Source organism: Planktotalea sp. (genome assembly GCF_965659345.1).
Classification (GTDB): Bacteria; Pseudomonadota; Alphaproteobacteria; order Rhodobacterales; family Rhodobacteraceae; genus Planktotalea.
Genome location: NZ_CBFHVK010000008.1, coordinates 21601 through 41493, shown reverse-complemented (window position 1 = coordinate 41493; position 19893 = coordinate 21601). Strand labels below are relative to the sequence as shown.

At 53.2% G+C, this 19893-nt stretch carries 18 protein-coding genes and 1 other RNA gene; 12 read left to right on the top strand and 7 right to left on the bottom strand.

What is annotated here, in order from left to right; translation table 11 throughout:
• Positions 1-227: 227 nt before the first annotated feature.
• The 3 genes from ACTG3Z_RS07945 (at position 228) to der (ending at position 3869) form a co-directional block, all read left to right on the top strand.
• Positions 228-902 (top strand): hypothetical protein, encoded by a 675-nt coding sequence (locus ACTG3Z_RS07945; protein WP_439142412.1) that lies wholly within the window; start codon positions 228-230, stop codon positions 900-902.
• A 75-nt stretch (positions 903-977) separates the two neighbouring features.
• Positions 978-2300 carry an outer membrane protein assembly factor BamB family protein gene (locus ACTG3Z_RS07940; protein WP_439142411.1) on the top strand — a complete coding sequence of 441 codons (1323 nt, stop codon included), beginning with the start codon at positions 978-980 and terminating at the stop codon, positions 2298-2300.
• 96 nt (positions 2301-2396) lie between these two features.
• Positions 2397-3869 (top strand): ribosome biogenesis GTPase Der, encoded by a 1473-nt coding sequence (der, locus tag ACTG3Z_RS07935; protein WP_439142410.1) that lies wholly within the window; start codon positions 2397-2399, stop codon positions 3867-3869.
• Here the strand turns inward: der and ACTG3Z_RS07930 are convergent.
• The 4 genes from ACTG3Z_RS07930 to ACTG3Z_RS07915 form a co-directional block, all read right to left on the bottom strand.
• A complete protein-coding gene (locus ACTG3Z_RS07930) occupies positions 3866-4576 on the bottom strand; it encodes a hypothetical protein (protein WP_439142408.1) in 711 nt (236 codons plus the stop codon). The genes der and ACTG3Z_RS07930 overlap by 4 nt on opposite strands.
• 39 nt (positions 4577-4615) lie before the next feature.
• Positions 4616-5908, bottom strand: a complete 1293-nt coding sequence (gene serS / locus ACTG3Z_RS07925) for a serine--tRNA ligase (protein WP_439142407.1) — start codon at positions 5906-5908, stop codon at positions 4616-4618.
• 189 nt (positions 5909-6097) lie between these two features.
• The gene (locus tag ACTG3Z_RS07920; protein WP_439142406.1) at positions 6098-6466 is read right to left on the bottom strand and encodes a hypothetical protein; all 369 of its coding nucleotides are present in this window, start codon (positions 6464-6466) and stop codon (positions 6098-6100) included.
• Between the two features lie 129 nt (positions 6467-6595).
• Positions 6596-7507 (bottom strand): LysR family transcriptional regulator, encoded by a 912-nt coding sequence (locus ACTG3Z_RS07915; RefSeq protein ID WP_375266059.1) that lies wholly within the window; start codon positions 7505-7507, stop codon positions 6596-6598.
• A 165-nt stretch (positions 7508-7672) separates the two neighbouring features.
• Here ACTG3Z_RS07915 and ACTG3Z_RS07910 point away from each other — a divergent pair, with 165 nt between their 5' ends.
• The 9 genes from ACTG3Z_RS07910 to ACTG3Z_RS07870 all read left to right on the top strand — a co-directional run bounded on the left by ACTG3Z_RS07910 (position 7673) and on the right by ACTG3Z_RS07870 (position 18045).
• Positions 7673-11074 (top strand): indolepyruvate ferredoxin oxidoreductase family protein, encoded by a 3402-nt coding sequence (locus ACTG3Z_RS07910; RefSeq protein ID WP_439142405.1) that lies wholly within the window; start codon positions 7673-7675, stop codon positions 11072-11074.
• A 70-nt stretch (positions 11075-11144) separates the two neighbouring features.
• Positions 11145-11957 (top strand): glutamate racemase, encoded by an 813-nt coding sequence (locus tag ACTG3Z_RS07905; RefSeq protein ID WP_439142404.1) that lies wholly within the window; start codon positions 11145-11147, stop codon positions 11955-11957.
• A 33-nt stretch (positions 11958-11990) separates the two neighbouring features.
• Entirely contained in the window at positions 11991-13019 is a 1029-nt protein-coding gene (argC, locus tag ACTG3Z_RS07900) for an N-acetyl-gamma-glutamyl-phosphate reductase (protein WP_439142403.1), read from the top strand.
• A 24-nt stretch (positions 13020-13043) separates the two neighbouring features.
• Positions 13044-13487: a cytochrome c maturation protein CcmE gene (ccmE, locus tag ACTG3Z_RS07895; RefSeq protein ID WP_439142570.1), complete on the top strand. Its 444-nt coding sequence runs from the start codon at positions 13044-13046 to the stop codon at positions 13485-13487.
• A 75-nt stretch (positions 13488-13562) separates the two neighbouring features.
• The gene (locus ACTG3Z_RS07890) at positions 13563-14189 is read left to right on the top strand and encodes a holin-associated N-acetylmuramidase (RefSeq protein WP_439142402.1); all 627 of its coding nucleotides are present in this window, start codon (positions 13563-13565) and stop codon (positions 14187-14189) included.
• Complete coding sequence (locus tag ACTG3Z_RS07885; protein ID WP_439142400.1) at positions 14180-14749, top strand: holin family protein; 570 nt, start codon at positions 14180-14182, stop codon at positions 14747-14749. Before ACTG3Z_RS07890 ends, ACTG3Z_RS07885 begins: the two co-directional genes overlap by 10 nt.
• A gap of 75 nt (positions 14750-14824) precedes the next feature.
• Positions 14825-16783: a heme lyase CcmF/NrfE family subunit gene (locus ACTG3Z_RS07880; protein ID WP_439142399.1), complete on the top strand. Its 1959-nt coding sequence runs from the start codon at positions 14825-14827 to the stop codon at positions 16781-16783.
• Positions 16780-17238 (top strand): cytochrome c-type biogenesis protein, encoded by a 459-nt coding sequence (locus ACTG3Z_RS07875; RefSeq protein WP_439142397.1) that lies wholly within the window; start codon positions 16780-16782, stop codon positions 17236-17238. Before ACTG3Z_RS07880 ends, ACTG3Z_RS07875 begins: the two co-directional genes overlap by 4 nt.
• 30 nt (positions 17239-17268) lie before the next feature.
• Positions 17269-18045 carry an enoyl-CoA hydratase-related protein gene (locus ACTG3Z_RS07870; protein ID WP_439142396.1) on the top strand — a complete coding sequence of 259 codons (777 nt, stop codon included), beginning with the start codon at positions 17269-17271 and terminating at the stop codon, positions 18043-18045.
• A 329-nt stretch (positions 18046-18374) separates the two neighbouring features.
• Here ACTG3Z_RS07870 and ssrA read toward each other — a convergent pair.
• The 3 genes from ssrA to ACTG3Z_RS07855 form a co-directional block, all read right to left on the bottom strand.
• Positions 18375-18724: a transfer-messenger RNA gene (ssrA, locus tag ACTG3Z_RS07865) on the bottom strand.
• A complete protein-coding gene (locus tag ACTG3Z_RS07860) occupies positions 18706-19056 on the bottom strand; it encodes a DUF4345 family protein (protein WP_439142394.1) in 351 nt (116 codons plus the stop codon). Before ACTG3Z_RS07860 ends, ssrA begins: the two co-directional genes overlap by 19 nt.
• Before the next feature lie 63 nt (positions 19057-19119).
• Complete coding sequence (locus ACTG3Z_RS07855; RefSeq protein WP_439142392.1) at positions 19120-19848, bottom strand: FadR/GntR family transcriptional regulator; 729 nt, start codon at positions 19846-19848, stop codon at positions 19120-19122.
• Positions 19849-19893: the final 45 nt, after the last annotated feature.

Here is a 19893-nt window from a genome sequence, read left to right as displayed (position 1 = left end):
GCTTGTTCTTAAAAAGTACAATGTCATATAGGCTATACGCTAAACTCGCGAGTTCAGATTAGTTTTTTAGCGGCGCTTTCGCAACATATTGTCTACGATGGAACGCCTTAGGTCACTGCGCCAAAGTGCGCGCATCACATGGCAAGGGTGTGACGGCCCCTTGGCAGGGCTGTGACATCGCGATATGAGAGGCAAAAAGTTGGGGGTAAATAAGTTGGGGCAGGCGCATGAGCGATACCGATAGTTTTATTGAAGAAGTCAGCGAAGAGGTCCGTCGCGACCGTCTTTATGGCTATTTGCGCAAGTATGGCTGGATTGCGGTTCTTGCTATCTTGGCGATTGTTGGCGGTGCGGCCTATAACGAATACTCCAAAGCGCAAACCCTCGCGAAAGCACAAACTGCAGGTGATGCTATTCTTGCGGCATTAGAAGCAGATGAGCCGGAAGCACGTGTTGCCGCGCTTGAAGAGGTGCGTGGCCAAGACATCACCCAAGGAGCGAAAGCTGTTGTGTCGCTGATGCAAGCAGCAGAGCAGGGCGCATCGGACGATGCCGCAGGTTCGCAAGCTGCGCTTGAGAAAATCGCGGTGGATGGCAGCTTGCCAGAGATCTACCGTCAGATCGCATCTTTCAAAGCGGCAAGTCAAAGTGACGGATCGCTGAGCGTGGAAGATCGCCGCATCCGTCTAGAAGCGCTCAGCGCACCGGGCACGTCTTTGCGCCTTTTGGCAACAGAGCAACTTGCTTTGATTGACATTGAAACCGCAGACACAGAGGCCGCGCTTGAAAAGCTACAAGGCATTGTTGTGGATGCAGAGGTCACAGCGGGCTTGCGTCAACGCGCAACACAACTCATTATCGCACTGGGCGCAGAGCCTGAGGTTCTGAGCGGACAAAATTGAGCAATCGGCGGCTTTGTCGCCGATCATAAAAAGCCCGCATTAGACGGGTTGCACTATCAAAGGGGGCTTTGAGCAGTGACACACGCAAAACTTATTATGGCAGGGCTGACAGCGGCTGTGTTAGCAGGTTGCGCTGAAAATGACGTTATTTTACCAGGCAAGCGCGAAGATCTGCGCGCGCCTTTTGGTGAAACGTCAGAGCAGCGCGTGCTGACAGAAAATGTTGCACAGCAGATTTCACTGCCGGGTCAAAGCGCCAACGCAAATTGGCAACAACGCATAGGGACACCAGCCACGCGCACAGCGCACCCTGCGCTCGCAAGTTCATTGACTGGCGTGCAGTGGTCTACCCCGATTGGTGCGGGTGATAGCCGTCGTCATCGTATTACAGCAGATCCGGTCATCGCAGATGGGCGCATCTTTGTGATGGATTCGAAAAGCACTGTGACTGCCGTATCGCTGAGCGGTGCGCCGCTCTGGTCCGTTGATCTAACGCCGGAGCGTGATCGCGAAAGCGATGCAGGGGGCGGTGGCCTCGCGTTTGGTGATGGAAAATTGATCGTCACTTCAGGGTTCGGCACCTTGCGTGCGCTTGATCCATCCAGCGGTGCGACGCTTTGGGAGCAAGATTTGCTTGCGGCGACAACGGGAACGCCAGCGATTTCGCGCGGTTTGGTGTATGTCGTCGGTGGCGACAACGTCGCTTGGGCCGTCAATGCGGATTCGGGGCGGGTTGCTTGGCAGCTTGATGGCTCTGCGGGTATATCACGCGTGTCTGGCGGACCCGCACCTGCGGTCGGGGAAGACCTCGTTATCTTTGCGAATGGCACGGGCGAGTTGCAAGCCGCGTTTCGTCAAGGCGGCACACGGCGTTGGGATGCAACTGTTGCAGGCAGCCGCCGCGGCATAGCTGCGACAACTGTAAGTGACATCACGGGTGATCCTGTCATCCAAGGCGACACAATATACGCAGGCAGCTATTCAGGCCGCATTGTTGCGCTGAACAAAGACAGCGGGGCGCGTTTGTGGACGGCAAAAGATGGCGCACTTGGGCCTGTTTGGCCTGTCGGTGGCTCTGTTTTTGCTGTGACGGATCGCAATGAATTGGTGCGTCTTGATGCCGGCTCTGGTGAGCGGATCTGGGGCACGCGTTTGCCATTCTTTACCAAAGAAGTGCGTCGCCGCAGTGTTGAGATTGTCGCGCATTATGGCCCTGTTGTTGCGGGTGGCCGTGTGATTGTGGGTTCAAATGATGGTGTTATCCGTAGCTATGACCCTGTGTCCGGTGAGCTGCTCAGCTCTGTCGAAGTGCCGGGTGGTGTGACGACAAACCCTGTGGTTGCTGGCAATACTCTATATGTTGTCTCTGCCAAAGGTGTATTGCACGCGCTGCGCTAACCGCAGCTCTGCACAAGCGCTCGTGCGATAGCCCCCTTTTATATAGCGCCGTTCTAGGTTAGAGCGGCGCTCTGACCATTTGTTTTGGAGCTTTTCATGAGCTTTACCCTCGCCATTGTGGGCCGCCCGAATGTGGGCAAATCCACGCTTTTTAATCGCCTTGTTGGCAAGCGCCTCGCGCTCGTTGACGACCAGCCGGGTGTGACGCGCGATCTGCGTGAAGGCGAAGCGCGTCTTGCGGATTTGCGCTTTACCGTCATTGATACGGCGGGTTTGGAAGAAGCGACCGATGAAAGCCTTCAAGGTCGCATGCGCCGCTTGACTGAGCGTGCTGTCGATATGGCTGACATTTGTCTGTTTATGATTGATGCGCGGGCAGGGGTCACACCTGCGGATCAAGTTTTTGCTGAAATTTTGCGTAAACGATCGGCGCATGTGGTTTTGGCTGCGAACAAGGGCGAAGGCTCTGCGGCCGATGCTGGTGTGATCGAAGCTTATTCGCTTGGTCTTGGAGAGCCTATTCGCCTCTCTGCAGAGCACGGCGAAGGTTTGAATGACCTTTATTCCCAGCTTATGCCCATCGCTGATGGGTTTGAGGAGCGCGCGGTTGAGCAAGCACCTGAGGTTGACGTGAGCTTGGATGAAGATGGCGAGTGGGACGAAGACACAGCCTTTGTGATGCCAACTGCGAAAAAGCCTATGCAGATTGCAGTTGTCGGTCGTCCGAACGCTGGAAAATCAACGCTCATCAATAACATTCTGGGTGAAGATCGCCTTTTGACAGGTCCTGAAGCAGGTATCACGCGCGACGCGATTTCGCTGCGTACAGAATGGCTTGGCACGCATATTCGCATTTTTGACACCGCAGGTATGCGCAAGAAAGCGAAAGTGCAGGACAAGCTTGAAAAGCTGTCTGTGTCTGATGGTCTGCGCGCTGTAAAATTTGCCGAGGTGGTCGTTGTACTGCTGGATGCAGCTATTCCGTTTGAGCAACAAGATCTGCGTATCGCGGATTTGGCCGAGCGCGAGGGCCGCGCAGTGGTCGTTGCGGTGAATAAGTGGGATATCGAAGACGACAAACAAAACAAACTGCGGGATCTGCGCGAGAGTTTCGAACGTTTGCTGCCACAGTTACGTGGTGCACCTTTGGTAACGGTTTCTGCTAAGACGGGTCGCGGATTGGATCGTTTGCACGATGCGATTATACGCGCATACGAGACGTGGAACACGCGTGTGTCTACAGCGTCCTTGAACCGTTGGTTGGCTGGTATGGTCGAAGCGCACCCGCCGCCCGCACCTGCAGGCAAACGTATCAAACTACGCTATATGACCCAGGCTAAAACGCGCCCGCCTGGCTTTGTTGTTATGTGTTCATTGCCGGACAAAATGAGCGAAAGTTATTCGCGTTATTTGGTCAACGGTTTGCGCACCGATTTTGACATGCCGGGCACGCCGATCCGTCTTTATATGCGCTCTCAAAACGACGCTAACCCGTTCAAAGGGCGCAAAAAGGCAGGACCGTCGAAGCTGCGTAAGCACATGAAATCAAACGTAGAGCGTCAGCGCTAAGCGCGCTGGCTCTTGATCAGCGTTAGGGTGAGTAGGGAAATTCCGACTGCTGCAAGGATGCTGATCGTTAAGGTTTCAGTGGTGTTTGCAACAATGATTCCGATGAGCGCCCAGATGATGCTTGCAAAATACTCCGGTGCAGAGGAGCGTTGGCGAAAGACCAAAAGGGCGATTATCAAAGCGCCCGTAATGCCTACGATGGCCCAACCAAACGCATCCATTAAGATGCCATAGCCTGCAAAAACCGTGGCGATGGAGACCCAACTCGCTGCTGTAAGCCAACCTGCGTATAGTGCCACCGGCGCTTGAAAGAGCCAGCGGTCACGTTTTGGCGCTTTGATGAGTGCCATGATCGCGCCGATTGCCATAAGGATGATTGTGACACTCGCCCATATCGCACTTGTTGTCGCGATTGCGATCCAAGGGACGCCAATAAGCAAACTCACAACAAGTGGTTTACGCGCATCATGCCAGTCGATTGCCGTGTCATCAGAGCGTTTCCAAAGCCCAAACACCGCTGAAATAATCAGCCAAAGGTAAATCACACCCCAAATAGCAAAGGCATACCCAGCGGGTTGCACAGGGGGATTAACCTGCGGAATTGGCAGTTGATCAGGTGTAAAGCCCGAGAACGGTGCAGTAAAGACAGGGGAAACTGCAAAAGCTATTGCAAGCAAAGCGGTGACGGCGGCTGTAAGTTTTATCATATGTTAAAACTTAGCCGCCGCCTTAGTCTTTTCAAGCAGTTACGCGAGAACGCCTGCGCTTGTGAGCGTGGTTTTGCCGCCCAGATATGGCGCAAGCACGCTTGGTAGGCTGACGGATCCGTTGTTTTGCTGACCATTTTCAAGCACAGCGATCAAGCAACGCCCAACCGCAAGGCCAGAGCCGTTCAACGTATGAACAAACTGGGGTTTGCCGCCATCCTCTGGCTTGAATCGCGCATTCATGCGGCGCGCTTGGAAATCACCGGTTGTCGAGACTGAGCTAATCTCGCGATAGGCATTTTGACCGGGAAGCCAAGCTTCGATGTCAAAGGTGCGGCGCGCGCCAAAGCCCATGTCGCCTGTGCACAAAACCACTGTGCGATATGGAATTTCCAAAGCTTCCAGCAAACCTTCGGCACAGCCGAGCATGCGCTTTTGTTCAGAATCGCTTTCATCAGGGTGCGTGACAGAGACCATTTCGACCTTTTCAAACTGGTGCTGTCGCAGCATGCCAGATGTGTCACGCCCCGCACTTCCTGCTTCGGAGCGAAAACATAGCGTGTGAGCAGTCATGCGAATGGGAAGCGCGCTTTGCTCAAGAATATCGCCCGCGACAGAATAGGTCAGCGGCACTTCAGACGTTGGGACAAGCCACCAACCGTTGGTTGTTTGATAGCTATCATCGCCAAATTTCGGGAGCTTATCTGTGCCATACATCGCCTCGTCCCGCACAAGCACAGGGCTGTTGACCTCTGTTAGCTCATTTTGATCCACATGCGTGTCGATCATGAATTGCGCCAAAGCACGGTGGATACGCGCAACCGCACCTTTAAGCATCACAAAACGCGCGCCGGAAATTTTGGCAGCGGTATCGAAATCCATGGAGGCTACAACGCCTTCGAGTTCAAAGTGCTCTTTTGCTGTGAAATTAAAGCTTCGCGGCGTGCCCCAAAGCTTTACCTCAACGTTGTCTTCTTCGTCAGCTCCTTCTGGAACGTCGTCGGCTGGAAGGTTCGGAACACGCGCGAGCATATCTGTTAGGCGCGCGTCTTCGGCCTTGGCTTCCTCGTTAAGCTGCGCGACGGCTGCTTTTTTTTCAGCGACCAGCGCACGGAGGCGTTCAAATTCTGCCTCATCGCCAGACGCTTTGGCGGCACCGACAAGTTTAGACGCTTTGTTTTGTTCAGCTTGCGCTTCTTCGGCAGCTTGGATTTTTGCGCGGCGTGCAGCGTCAATACTCAGCAGCTCTGAGGACAATGGTGCATCTCCGCGACGCGCGAGGGCGGCATCAAAATCTGTCGGATTTTCGCGGATGGCTTTGATATCATGCATGACCATTGTCCTTTTGTCGTAGTCTTCGTGATAAGCGCCTTATGCAATACCATGCGTGCGTCGTGAAGCATCATTCGCATGATGTCTCAGAAATATGTGAACAGCGCCTTTTAAATAAATGAGCTACCAAGGCGTTGGGGCACCTTGATAGCTCTGCATGCAAAACCGAAGTTTTGGTCGTCCTGAAAATTAGTTAGTGCCTGTGGTGGAACCCCCACTGGTCATCACGCCGATCAACACAGCAGCACCTAGAGCCGCGCCAATGCCTGCTGCCCCACCTAATCCGCCGAGTCCTGCGCCGCCAATTGTGTTGCCGATTGTGCCGCTCGTGGCACCAAAACTTGCGGAACGACGACAGAGCCGCGCAACGACGCCGTTTACGATGCTCGTGCCAGATTGGCAGAAATAGTTTACCCCATCAGCGCCGACAACTTCGACAGGATATTGGGTTTCACCAGAGGGACCCACGATAGCGCTTTGCGTTGTTGTGGCTTGTGCAAAAACTGTAGATGCACAGAATGTTACCGCAACACAGACGGCAGCAATTTTTAGTGTCATTGTCAAAACTCACCTAATTAATCGTTAACGAGGTAAGTGTATCTGACGTGTTATTGTGAGTTATGGGAAAACAACTGAGGTCTGTGCTCAACTTTCGCGCGAACACGTATAAATTTTATAGTGTTGTTTTTATTCGTTATTTTCAGAAATTTCGCGTTGTGCTTTGCGGTATGCGATGATTTCGTCCTGTACGAAGTCGCGGAATACTTGAATGCGCTTGGATTGGCGCAGCTCTTCTGGGTACGCAAGGAACACGGGGACTTCGTTTGAGCGCAGATCAGGAAGAATGCGCACAAGATCAGGAAAGTCTTGCGTCACGTAATCTGGAAGAACGCCGATCCCAAGCCCATGCACAACAGATTGAAGCACGCCAAAATAGTTGTTCACTGTTAACATCGAAGGAACATCATAGGCCAAAAGGTGTTGAATAAGCATAAGGCCGGCGCCAACTTGAGCCGAGCGCGGGTTTTGACAAATGAGGCGACGGTTGCCGATGTCTTCAATGCTCTCAGGCATGCCATGTTTGGCGACGTATTCAGGTGAGGCGTAAAGCTGCATGTGGACCGTCATCAAGCGTTTGCGGATGAGGTCCGCTTGGCTTGGCTCTTTCATGCGAATAGCGACATCCGCCTCACGCATGGGAAGATCGAGCACTTTTTCTTCGAGCATCAAGTCGATTTTGAGATCTGGATATTTTTCGTACAAATGCGGCAGGCGCGGCGCGAGCCAAAGTGATCCAAAACCGGTTGTAGTGGTGACACGAAGTTCACCAAACACCTCTTCTTCACTGTCTTTGATGCGCGCTTCGGCGGCGTCGAGTCGCTTGATCATAGCGCTGGTGGCATCAAACAAAAGCTCGCCTTGCTCCGTCAGGATCAATCCACGGGCGTGGCGGTGAAACAGTGTTGTATTTAGACTTTCTTCTAAACCACGCACCTGACGCGATACTGCAGATTGCGAAAGGTGAAGCTTGTCTCCTGCATGGGTCAAGCTGCCAGCATCAGCGACGGCGTGAAATATTCTGAGCTTATCCCAATCCATCGTGACAACTTTCTATCTGGTGCAAATTCACGGGCCTTATACACTCCTAACTGAGCGCGTCGCGCTTATCAACGCGGCGTCATTTGAGATTTTACTAGTAAGGTCAGTCATTGTGACCTAACGTACCGGTAACAGCACATCAGTTTTGTCTTGGGAGGGACCCACATGAGCCTGCAAACGACATCTTTGAATGACAAGTTTGATCTGGAAAAAACTCAGGTTCTGATGAATGGCACGCAAGCGCTCGTGCGTTTGATGTTGATGCAAAAGGCACGCGATGAAGCCGCAGGACTGAACACCGCAGGGTACGTTACTGGGTATCGTGGATCGCCACTGGGGGCCGTAGATTTTCAAATGACGCGCGCCGCGAAACAACTCGCGGCTTCAAGTGTGAAGTTCGAAGAGGGTTTGAACGAAGATCTCGCAGCCACAGCTCTTTGGGGCGCGCAGCAGGCGGAGCTTCGGGGTGAAGGCAAATACGACGGCGTCTTTGGTCTGTGGTACGGCAAAGGGCCGGGCGTAGATCGCACAGGCGATGTCATGCGGCACGCCAATATGGCTGGTACGTCTAAGAATGGCGGAGTGATCATGGCTATGGGCGATGATCATACGGGCGAAAGCAGCACAGTGCTGCATCAATCTGAATTTGCGTTGGTCGATGCCTACATGCCGATTGTCAGCCCCGCAGGTGTGCAGGAAATGATGGATTACGGGCTTTACGCCTATGCATTGTCGCGGTTTGCCGGTGTTTGGGTCGGTCTGAAAACTATGAAAGACACGGTTGAAGTGACCTCTGTCGTCAACGGTGATCCGCACCGCTTGCAATTTGTCGAACCTGAATTCGAGATGCCTGATGGTGGCTTGAACATCCGCTTGGTGGATGATCGCCACGTGCAAGAGGCGCGCTTAACTGACTACAAACGTCAAGCGGCCGAAGCATTTAGCTATGCCAACAAAATGGACAAAGAGGTCTGGAGCAAAGCCGGTGCCAAGATCGGCTTTGTTGCTGCGGGCAAGAACTGGCTCGATCTGGTACATGCTCTGTCTTTGCTCAACATTGATGAGGCAGAGGCCGAACGCATTGGTTTGAGCACATATAAAATTGGTCAAACCTGGCCGATGGATATGAAAGGGTTCAACGAGTGGGCCGCTGATCTTGATCTGATCGTTGTGGTTGAAGAAAAGCGCAAACTGATCGAGGTCCAGATCAAAGAGGCGCTATTTGATAACCCCAAGCGCGCCCGCGTTTACGGGGAACGCTGGAATGGCAAAGAGCTGTTTCCAGTGCGTGGCGCGCTTGATCCGATGATGATTGCGCAACATTTGGGTGACATTTTGGTGGATGAGGGGTGTTCGACCTCTGGTATCAAGTCCGGTCTTGCGACGCTCGAAGAGGCGCGGCGCGCAGACAATGCGCCCGAACTCGCAGCAAGATTGCCGTATTTCTGTTCGGGGTGCCCGCACAATTCATCAACAAAAGTGCCGACCGGCAGCCGCGCCTATGCAGGCATCGGATGTCATTTCATGGTGCAATGGATGGACCGTGATACGCTTGGCTTTACTCATATGGGCGGTGAAGGTGCGAACTGGATTGGTGAAGCGCCGTTCAGCACGCGTGATCACGTTTTCCAGAATATCGGTGATGGCACATATAACCACTCTGGTATCCAAGCGATCCGTGCAGCTGTCGCGGCTGGCACGACGATGACATACAAGATTCTTTATAATGATGCTGTTGCAATGACAGGCGGTCAAGGCAATGACGGTGGACTTGATGCCCCACGGATCGCTCGCGAGATTGCGGCGATGGGTGTTGAAAACGTTGCTGTCGTCTATGACGACAAGGAAGATGTGGAGAAAAGCGCCTTCCCAAGCGGTCTGGCAATGCATGAGCGCGCTGAACTTCAAACGGTGCAAGAGAGTTTTGCTAAAACTTCGGGTGTGTCTGTCATTCTTTACGTACAAACCTGCGCAGCTGAAAAGCGTCGTCGTCGCAAGCGTGGCTTGTTTCCTGATCCTGACAAACGCGTGTTTATCAACTCTGATGTTTGTGAAGGCTGTGGCGATTGCGGTGTGCAATCCAATTGCGTTTCGATCGTGCCGCATGAAACGGAACTGGGGCGCAAACGCGCGATTGATCAATCAAGCTGCAACAAAGATTTTTCCTGTGTGAAAGGGTTTTGTCCGTCTTTTGTAACTGTCGAAGGGGCAACACCGCGCAAGGCCGCGACCACGGAATTGAAACTTCCCGATCTTCCAATGCCAGACCTGCCCAGCATCAAGGGGACGCATAATGTTGTGATCACCGGGGTTGGTGGCACGGGTGTTGTCACGCTTGGCGCGGTGCTCGCGCAAGCGGCGCAACTGGATGGCAAGGGGGCTGGCATGATGGAGATGGCAGGGCTCGCGCAAAAAGGGGGGGCGGTACACATTCACTGCCGCCTTGCCAATCACCCTGAGGATATTTCTGCCATTCGTGTGGCGACAGGCGAAGCGCACGCGCTGATTGGGGGGGACTTGGTCGTCAGTGCCGGTTCTTCCACGCTGGGCCTTACGAAAGAAGGACAAACCGGCGCAGTGGTGAACAGCCATGAGATCATCACAGGTGATTTTACGCGCAATACGGAATTCAAACTTCCGTCAGAACAACTCCAACTGTCGCTGACAGCACGTTTGCGCGACAAAGTTGACCTTTTTGATGCCTCTGATCTGGCTCGCGTCGTATTGGGCGATGCGATTTTTTCAAACATGTTGGTGTTTGGTGGGGCTTGGCAGCGGGGCTTGATCCCTCTGACGCTTGAAGCGATGCAAGGCGCGATCCGCTTGAATGGTGCAGCGGTTGAAAAGAACCTTTATGCATTTGATGTAGGTCGCTGGGCGGTGCTCTATCCTGATCAAGTTGAAAACCTGCTCGCGCCAAATGTGATTTCTTTACCCAAAACCTTGGAGGAAAAAATCGCGTTTCGCGCGGATCATCTCGTGAAATATCAAGGCAAGCGTTTGTCGAAACGCTACCGCAAACTGGTGGATTCCATCGACAACCAGACCCTGCAAGAGGCGGTGGCCAAAGGCTACCACAAGCTGCTGTCGTATAAGGATGAATACGAAGTTGCGCGTTTGCACCTGAGCACAGCTGAAAAGGCGGCAGAAGCGTTTGAGGGGGATTTGAAGCTCACGTATCATCTTGCGCCACCCATGCTAACCAAAACCGGTGCTGATGGACGTCCTATTAAGAAAGAATACGGATCGCGAATGCTGCGCGGCTTTAAAATGCTTGCGAAGCTTAAACGTCTGCGCGGCACGCCGTTTGATCCGTTCGGGCGCACCGCAGAGCGCAAGATGGAACGCGCACTGATCAAACAGTTTGAGTCGGACATGAAAGCTGTGCTGCCCAAGCTTAACGCACAGACAGAAGACGCGATTGTTGCGCTTGCGGAACTGCCTTTGTCGATACGCGGTTTTGGCATGGTGAAAGAAGCCAATGAACGCAAAGCGGCCAAACGACGTGAAGAACTTTTGAGCGTCATCAACGCTGGCGGGACCGAAATGGCGCGCGCTGCGGAATAACCATATGGATTTTTGAGTAGCACGCGCGTATGAGACGCTTAAGGATCGGTGTGTTCGGTGGAGTGACATCATGGCAGTAGGGATTTTCGACAGTGGCCTTGGCGGTTTAACCGTTCTGGACGCTGCTCGCACACGTCTGCCTGACGTTCCTTTTGTCTATTACGCCGACAGCGCTCACGCGCCCTATGGAGTGCGCGATTCCGAGGATATTTATAAGCTGACGAAAAAGTCGGTTGAATACCTTTGGGACAATGGCTGCGATCTGGTGATTTTGGCGTGTAATACGGCGTCTGCCGCTGCGCTGCGTCGTATGCAAGAAGCGGGCGTACCAGAAGGCAAGCGTGTTCTGGGCGTGTTTGTACCATTGATCGAAGCGCTCACAGAACGCCAGTGGGGTGATAATTCACCGCCGCGCGAAGTTGCCGTGACCGAAGTAGCCGTTTTTGCGACACCTGCCACTGTGGCAAGCCGTGCGTTTCAGCGCGAGTTGGCGTTCCGCGCGATTGGCGTCGATGTGGAAGCGCAGGCGTGTGGCGGTGTTGTCGATGCGATCGAGGACGGCGATATGATCTTGGCCGAAGCCTTGGTGCGCTCACATGTGGATGCCTTGAAGCGTAAGATGCCATCACCCCAGGCTGCCATTCTGGGCTGCACGCATTATCCGTTGATGGAAACGCATTTTCAGGCTGCACTCGGAGCTGATGTTAAGGTGTACTCTCAAGCGAATTTGGTGGCAGAGAGCCTTGCGGACTATATAGAGCGGCGCCCAGACTTTATCGGAACAGGCAAAACACACCGCTATTTCACAAGCGGTGATCCTGCGCGCGTCAGTGATCGCGCGACACAATTTATGCGACGAGAAATCTCTTTCGAACAAGGCTGAACGAACAGACATTTCTTTAGAAAGACCAATGACATGACACATAGTATCGCAATTCTTGGCGCTTCGGGCTACACGGGCGCGGAACTCATCCGGTTGATCGCAACTCATCCGAGTATGCAGATCAAAGCGCTTTCTGGTGAGCGCAAAGCAGGCCAATCACTTGCGCAGGTTTTCCCACATCTTCGTCATCTTGATTTACCCGATCTGGTGAAGATCGCGGATATCGATTTCAGCGAGATAGATTTGGCGTTCTGCGCATTGCCACACAAGACCAGCCAAGAGGTGATTGCAAAACTCCCGCGTGATCTAAAAGTTGTGGACCTTTCCGCTGACTTTCGTTTGAGCGATCCCGAAGCGTATGAGAAATGGTACGGCAATGCCCACAGCGCTGTCGATCTCCAGAAAGAAGCGGTTTACGGCCTGAGCGAGTTTTACCGTGAAGACATAAGATCGGCGCGCCTTGTGGCAGGGACAGGATGTAACGCGGCGACGGGGCAATACATTTTGCGGCCTTTGATTACTGCGGGTGTGATCGGTTTGGATGACATCATCCTCGACCTCAAATGTGCTGTATCAGGGGCGGGGCGGAGTTTGAAAGAAAACTTGCTTCATGCGGAACTGTCAGAGGGGTACAACGCTTACGCTGTTGGCAGCACACATCGCCACCTTGGTGAGTTTGATCAAGAGTTTAGCAAACTTGCAGGCCGTGATGTGCGTATACAATTCACGCCGCATCTGTTGCCTGTAAATCGGGGCATTCTGGCGACGTGTTATGTGTCAGGTCATGCAACGGCGGTGTACGATGCGCTTGTTGCGCAATATGCGAATGAGCCGTTTATCGAAGTACTTCCGATGGGCGAAACACCAAGTACGCATCATGTGCGTGGATCGAACTTTTGCCATATTGGGGTTGCAGCTGATCGGATTGAGGGACGTGCAATCGTTGTTGCAGTGTTGGATAATTTGACAAAAGGTAGCAGTGGGCAGGCCTTGCAGAACGCAAATCTGATGTTAAATCTTCCTGAGACGGACGGGCTTATGCTCGCACCGTGTTTCCCTTAACCGCTCGGAGTTCTCGATATGGCAATGACAGGTCTCAAGAAAAAGCGGCGTATTCAGATTGTCGCGCTCGCGACTGTCGCACTCGCTTTGTCTACGGCTCTGATTGGCTACGCAATGCGTGACGGGATCAACTTGTTTCGCGCGCCAAGCCAGATTATTGCCGAACCGCCACAGCCTAATGAAGTGTTTCGTATCGGCGGTCTTGTCGAAGAAGGGTCTATCGAACGCGGTGTCGGCGAAATCATTCGTTTTTCCGTAACCGATGGCGGCGCGAGCATTCCAGTGACGTATACTGGGGTGCTGCCTGATCTCTTTGAGGAAAACCAAGGTATGGTTGGGCAGGGGAAATATATCAACGGCGTCTTTGAAGCCTCTGAAATTCTTGCCAAACATGATGAAACCTACATGCCTAAAGAGGTCGTCGATGCGCTCAAAGCGCAAGGTGTTTATCAAGAGCCCGACGCCTAAGCGCGCGGCTCTCTAACGGATCATTAACCAACACCCCCGCATTTTCAGCGAAGTCTGGAAGTGGGGGAATGGTACATGCCAGAAGTTGAGAACGAAGATGTCCGCGCGCTTGCCGCTGAGATTGTTCAGCGCGAAGGGGGCTACGTCAATGATCCAAGCGATCCAGGTGGTGCTACGAAGTTTGGCGTAACCATTCATACAATGCGCAGACTTGGACTGGATCTCAACGGTGACGGCAGTGTGACAAGCGCGGATGTGAAGCGATTAAGCCAAACACAAGCGATCGATATCTTCATGCTGCATTACTTCGATAAACCGGGCATCGCAAAGCTACCGCAAGTGCTGCAAGCAAGCGTGTTTGACATGTATGTGAACGCAGGCAGCAATGCGGTGAAGATCCTACAGCGATTGTTCGTCAAAATGGGATTTGAATGCGGCGCTGACGGTGCGATTGGGCCACAAACGATTGCCGTGGCTGTGCGCGCCAATGAAGCTGCGCGCGTATACCTAAGCGATGCCTATGCGATTGAGCGGCGCAATTACTATTTTCGATTGGCAGACAAGCGAAGTGCCAGCCGAAAATACGCGCGTACACGGGCAGGTGGCAAAGGTGGTTGGATCACCCGTGCAGAGAGTTTCATGTCTGCAAAGTATCACCTTAGCACCCAACAATTTCAGCAAAGGATCGCAAAATGGGCTTGATTGATCGCCTCTTTGGATTGGTTTTTGGTGGTGGGAAAAATTTGATCCGCGACACAGCCGAAGTTTTTGTCGAAAACGCCGAAAAAGGGGCCGCGCGCGAGGCCGTCATGCGTGGCGATGCCTTAGCGCAATTCGCGGGCGAGTTTGCGCTGCACCAGCGCGGGTTATTTGATCGCTTTATGGATGCGCTGAATCGCATTCCAAGACCGGCAATGGCGATTGGCACGCTTGGGTTGTTTGGGTCCGCGATGACGGACCCGATTTGGTTTGCATCGCGCATGCAGGGGATCGCGCTGGTGCCTGAACCGCTTTGGTGGCTTCTTGGCGCGATCGTATCGTTCTATTTCGGCGCGCGGCATCAACTCAAAAATCAACAATTCCAAAAGCAGATTGCGGCGTCACTGGCATATACACCAACTGTTCTGCAAAATATTAAGGCGTTGGACGCAATGACTGATGCCGCGCCTGCGTTGTCTAAGTCAGATCAAGCCAGACACCCGATGCGCACGGCATATCCAAATAACGCAGCTCTGAGGGATTGGGCAAAAATACTTTATTAAACCCGCGACAATGTGAACCGTAAATCCGTTCGAAAACTATTGGCGACGGGCAGGGCGCGCCCTATAGTTTGGTTCATGATTACAGAGCTCGGACATTTCGCCCTCATCCTCGCCTTTTTAATCGCAATCGTGCAAGCGATTGTGCCCTTAATAGGTGCCCATAAACACTGGTACGGCTGGATGGCCGTGGCTGAACCTGCTGCGAAAATGCAGTTTTTGTTCACGGCATTTGCCTTTGCCGCGCTCACGTACGCTTTTGTGACTTCAGACTTTTCGTTGCGCCTTGTCTGGCTTAATTCGCATTCGGCCAAGCCAATGCTTTATAAAATCAGCGGTGTTTGGGGCAATCACGAAGGATCAATGCTTCTTTGGGTGCTTATTCTGACGCTGTTTGGTGCATCGGCGGCTTGGTTTGGCGACAATCTCCCGCCGACTTTGCGCGCAAGGGTCTTGGCGATCCAATCTGCCGTTGCTGTCGCGTTCTTTGCCTTCATTCTTTTCACATCGAACCCATTCTTGCGCCTCGCGGTGCCACCGTTTGACGGTCAAGACCTGAACCCGTTGTTGCAAGACCCCGGTTTGGCGTTCCATCCACCCTTCCTCTACCTCGGGTATGTGGGCCTTTCCATGGCCTTCTCATTCGCCGTAGCGGCCTTGCTTGAAGGACGTGTTGACGCCGCTTGGGCGCGTTGGGTCCGTCCTTGGACCCTGGCTGCGTGGGTATTCCTCACAATCGGCATCGGTCTGGGCTCTTGGTGGGCCTACTATGAGTTGGGTTGGGGTGGCTTCTGGTTCTGGGATCCTGTCGAGAACGCATCATTCATGCCTTGGCTTTTAGCGGCTGCTCTGCTGCATTCTGCGATCGTTGTTGAAAAACGCGAGAGCCTGAAAAGCTGGACAATCCTACTCGCCATTCTCGCCTTTGGTTTCTCTCTCATTGGTACGTTCATCGTCCGCTCCGGTTTGCTTACGTCCGTACATGCCTTCGCCAATGATCCTGAGCGCGGTGTTTTCATCTTGATGATCCTTGCTTTCTTCACAGGAGGGGCGCTTATCCTATTCGCGATGCGTGCATCCGCGATGGAAGCGAAAGGTGTATTCAGTGTCGTTAGCCGCGAAAGCGCGCTTGTGAGCAACAATATCTTGCTCGCAGTGTCGTGTTTCGTGGTCTTCGTTGGAACACTTTGGCCAATGTTTGCGGAGATGTTCTTTGATCGCAAACTCTCTGTCGGACCACCTTTCTTTAACATGGCCTTCACGCCATTTATGATTGTTCTAGGTCTGATCTTGCCGATTGGGTCAACTCTTGCTTGGAAGCGTGGCAAGATTGGTCAAGCCGCTTATCAGATGCGCTATGTATTTGGGCTAGCGTTGGCTTTGGCACTGTTGGCTTGGGTCATGCAAACGGGTCGCTCCCTGATGGGGCCGATTGGCTTGTTCCTGGGCGCATGGATGGTCTTCGGCGCGGCACTTGACCTTTGGATACGTGCGCAGCGCAAATGGAACCGCCTGCTTCGTCTTCCACGTGCGGATTGGGGCAAATCTGTCGCCCATGGCGGTTTGGGTGTGACGATGTTTGGTATCGCTGGATTGCTGGCTTGGCAGGTTGAGGATATTCGCGTTGCGAAGATTGATGAGCCTTTCACGGTCGGGCAGTTCGAACTTGAATTGAAAGGTGTCGATCGCGTCGAAGGGCCCAACTATCTATCAACGATGGGCAATGTCGTTTTGCGTCGTGACGGTGTTGAGCTTGCAGTTTTGAACCCTGAAAAGCGTAATTACCTGGTGGCACAAATGCCAACGACCGAAGCTGCGATTGATTATCGCTTTTTGCGCGACGTTTATGTGGTGATTGGGGATCCGCAACAGGATGGTGGATGGACGTTACGTACCTACATCAAACCGCTTGCGAATTGGATCTGGGCCGGAACGTTGCTAATGGCTTTGGGCGGTTTCCTAAGCCTCTCTGATCGCCGTTTCCGTGTCGCTGCCGGCGCACGCCGCCGTCGCCAAGCCCAAGTGCCAGCGGAATGAAGCACGCGCTCGCTGTAGTACTGATGCTCATCGCGCTCCCTTTGAGCGCGGTGCAGCCTGATGAAGTCCTTGATGATCCCGTGTTAGAGCAGCGCGCGCGTGACCTTTCTAAAGGGCTGCGCTGTCTTGTGTGTCAAAACGAATCCATTGATGAAAGTGAGGCACCGCTGGCCCGTGACTTGCGCCTTTTAGTGCGTGACCGTTTGGTCGTTGGCGACACCAATGACGAAGCAATCGCGTTCATTGTTGATCGGTACGGCGAATATGTGCTGCTTCGACCCACCGTCACAGGCTCCAACTGGTTGCTTTGGGCTGCGGGTCCGCTCATGCTGTTGTTAGCCGGCGGGGTTGGTTTCGGTTATTTGCGTACACGTCAAAGTGCGGATGAACCGGAAATGATTGCGCTAAGTGACACGGAAAAAAACAGATTGGCTGAGTTGCTCAAAGACGAGTGACGCCGCCCTGTCTTGCAGATGAGGACGAGCATGGACTACCAAACGATCACATACGCAGTCGCGGATAATATCGCGGTTATTACTCTTAATCGTCCCGATGTGATGAATGCACTCAGTACTCAAATGCGCGCCGAAATCACCGATGCTGTGCGCTCAGGCGGCCGCGAAGCGCGCTGTGTTGTCCTCACAGGTGCAGGACGCGCGTTTTGCTCGGGGCAGGATCTAGGGGATCGCGCAAACGCGAGTAACATCGATCTGGAACGCACCCTGCGCGATGAATACCAACCCATGCTCGCTGCGATTACCGACTGTCCTGTTCCAACAATCAGCGCAGTAAATGGCGCTGCAGCTGGGGCAGGTGCCAACCTTGCACTCGGTGCGGATGTGGTGATCGCGTCAGAAAAGGCGTTTTTCATGCAAGCGTTCACCAAGATCGGGTTGATCCCTGATGCGGGTGGAACGTACTTCATGCCGCGCCAAATGGGCATGGCAAAAGCAATGGGTGCCGCTTTGTTCGCAGACAAAATTTCAGCGACGCAAGCAGAACGCTGGGGCATGATCTGGGAAGCCGTGCCCGAGGCCGAGTTCGCTCAAACGTGGAAAGCGCGCGCAACGCACCTCGCGAATGGTCCAACGGCAGCTTATGCAGAGGCGAAAACAGCGATCCGTGCATCGTTTGAGAATTCGCTAGAAGAACAACTGACCCTAGAAGCCAAACTACAAGGCAAATGTGGACAGACGCGCGACTTCAAAGAGGGCGTTCTTGCATTCCTTGACAAACGCACTGCCGACTTTGAAGGACGCTAAGTCGTATTGCTTCCTCTTTCGAAAAATATCCCGGGTGAGGCTCAGCGAAAGCTGAGACGAGGGCAGAGCCCTAAAATGTGAAAAATGACAGTGTAGGTTTCTGTTGCAGTGTGCGTTTGTTTACAAACGTACAGCCCCCTGCGCGTTGATTAATCAATGCGGCAGTGACCAAGCGAGTGTTCGTTGAGATGCTTTAAAGCAGAGGAAGTAATGTAGGTTTCTGTTGCAGTGGACGTTTGTTTACAAACGTACAGCCCCCTGCGCGTTGATTAATCAATGCGGCAGTGACCAAGCGAGCGTTCTTTGAGATGCTTTAAAGCAGAGGAAGTAATGTAGGTTTCTGTTGCCAGGTACCTACGAACCCCGCCTTAAGTCGCTAAACCTAAGGAGTTAAGTTTCAGAAGCTGAAACTGCTTACGCAGCCATCGCTACTGGAGCACGATTGTCATTTGCAATTGTACATTTTGGGCCGATACGGTGGCACCCAGCCGAAACAAAGCTAACCCCTTTAGACGTTCGTCGATCCTATTTCGACCCCCTCCGCCGCCAAATGAACGGGTTGTTGGTGGAGTCGCCGGGTACCGCCCCCGGGTCCGAACCGCTTATTGCGAGCGCGTTTATGTCCATAGTCCTTGCGGACATCCCATATATAGGAAGGGCTTAGAGGTTTGCCAAGAGCAGATACGCCGCTGGTCCAGCTTCCAGCCCAAAATATAGCATGGCTTTCTTGAATGGGGGCTTGTCGAGAAAGATCGACACCAAGCGCCCTATTGCGGCTCCTGTGTAGGCGACACCAAGCATGGCATTGGCCATGGGCAGGCCGCTCCAGATCGCAAAAAGCCCCATCGCGACAAACAACCCACCGACAGAGGCACGCAGTTCGCTAAGCCCCATATTGCTTGGTCCGATCTCAAGATCCAAGGCAGAGGCTGTGTAGCGTGGTGCAATAAAGCCAAAAGCTCCAAAAGCGATGGTCATCAAAGCTATAAGAATATTGAGCGTATCGATCATTGAAGTCTCCAGCCGTTGTGTCAGGGCGCAATTTTTTTACAAAAATTGAATATGTCGCCAAATTTAGCGCGCCGCTTTTTTGTCGGCCATTTCTTGACCCAATTTCAACGTATACGCTGCAAGCTCTTCCAAGGTTTGATCAATCGCATGTCCCTCACCAGCATCGCAAAAATCCGCGATTTTTGTGTGAAGCGCGATGATGTGTTCGCGGGAGCGGGCAGTAAATGTGATCATATTCATCAAAGGCTGCATCGCCTCAACCGCCCCGGCGAGTTGGTATGACAATACCGGGTTACCTGCGCCATCGACTAAAGCGCGATGAAATGCGACGTCGCTGGCACACCAGCTTTCGTCACTCAGTCCCGGTTGGGATTGGCGCGAGATCTCTGCGCGCATTGTTGCAAGGTGGTCGGGCGTGCGACGTGTTGCAGCGAGCGGCGCGCAGGCGCGTTCCAATGCGAAACGTGCCTCGCACGCCGTTTCAAAGCTGACAGCGTTCATAGATAGCAGCAAGGTTGAGGTGGTGATTTGCTGGCCATAGGCTTCTTCAAAGCTGAGACGGTTCACAAATGCCCCGCCAAACGCCCCGCGCTGTGTACGGATCAAGCTCTGAGCGGCGAGTCGTTTCAAGGCTTCGCGCACTGTCGCGCGCGATACTTCGAACTGCTCTGACAATTCAGCCTCTGAGGGTAAACGTTCGTCGACAATCAACGCGCCACTCACAATTGCGTCGCGGATGGCTTTGGCGATCTGCGCAGATAGGTCTGCTTTGGAGGAGGGATCAATTTTCATTTGTCAGACGTTTAAATGTCTGACATTAAAAATGCAACTCAAACC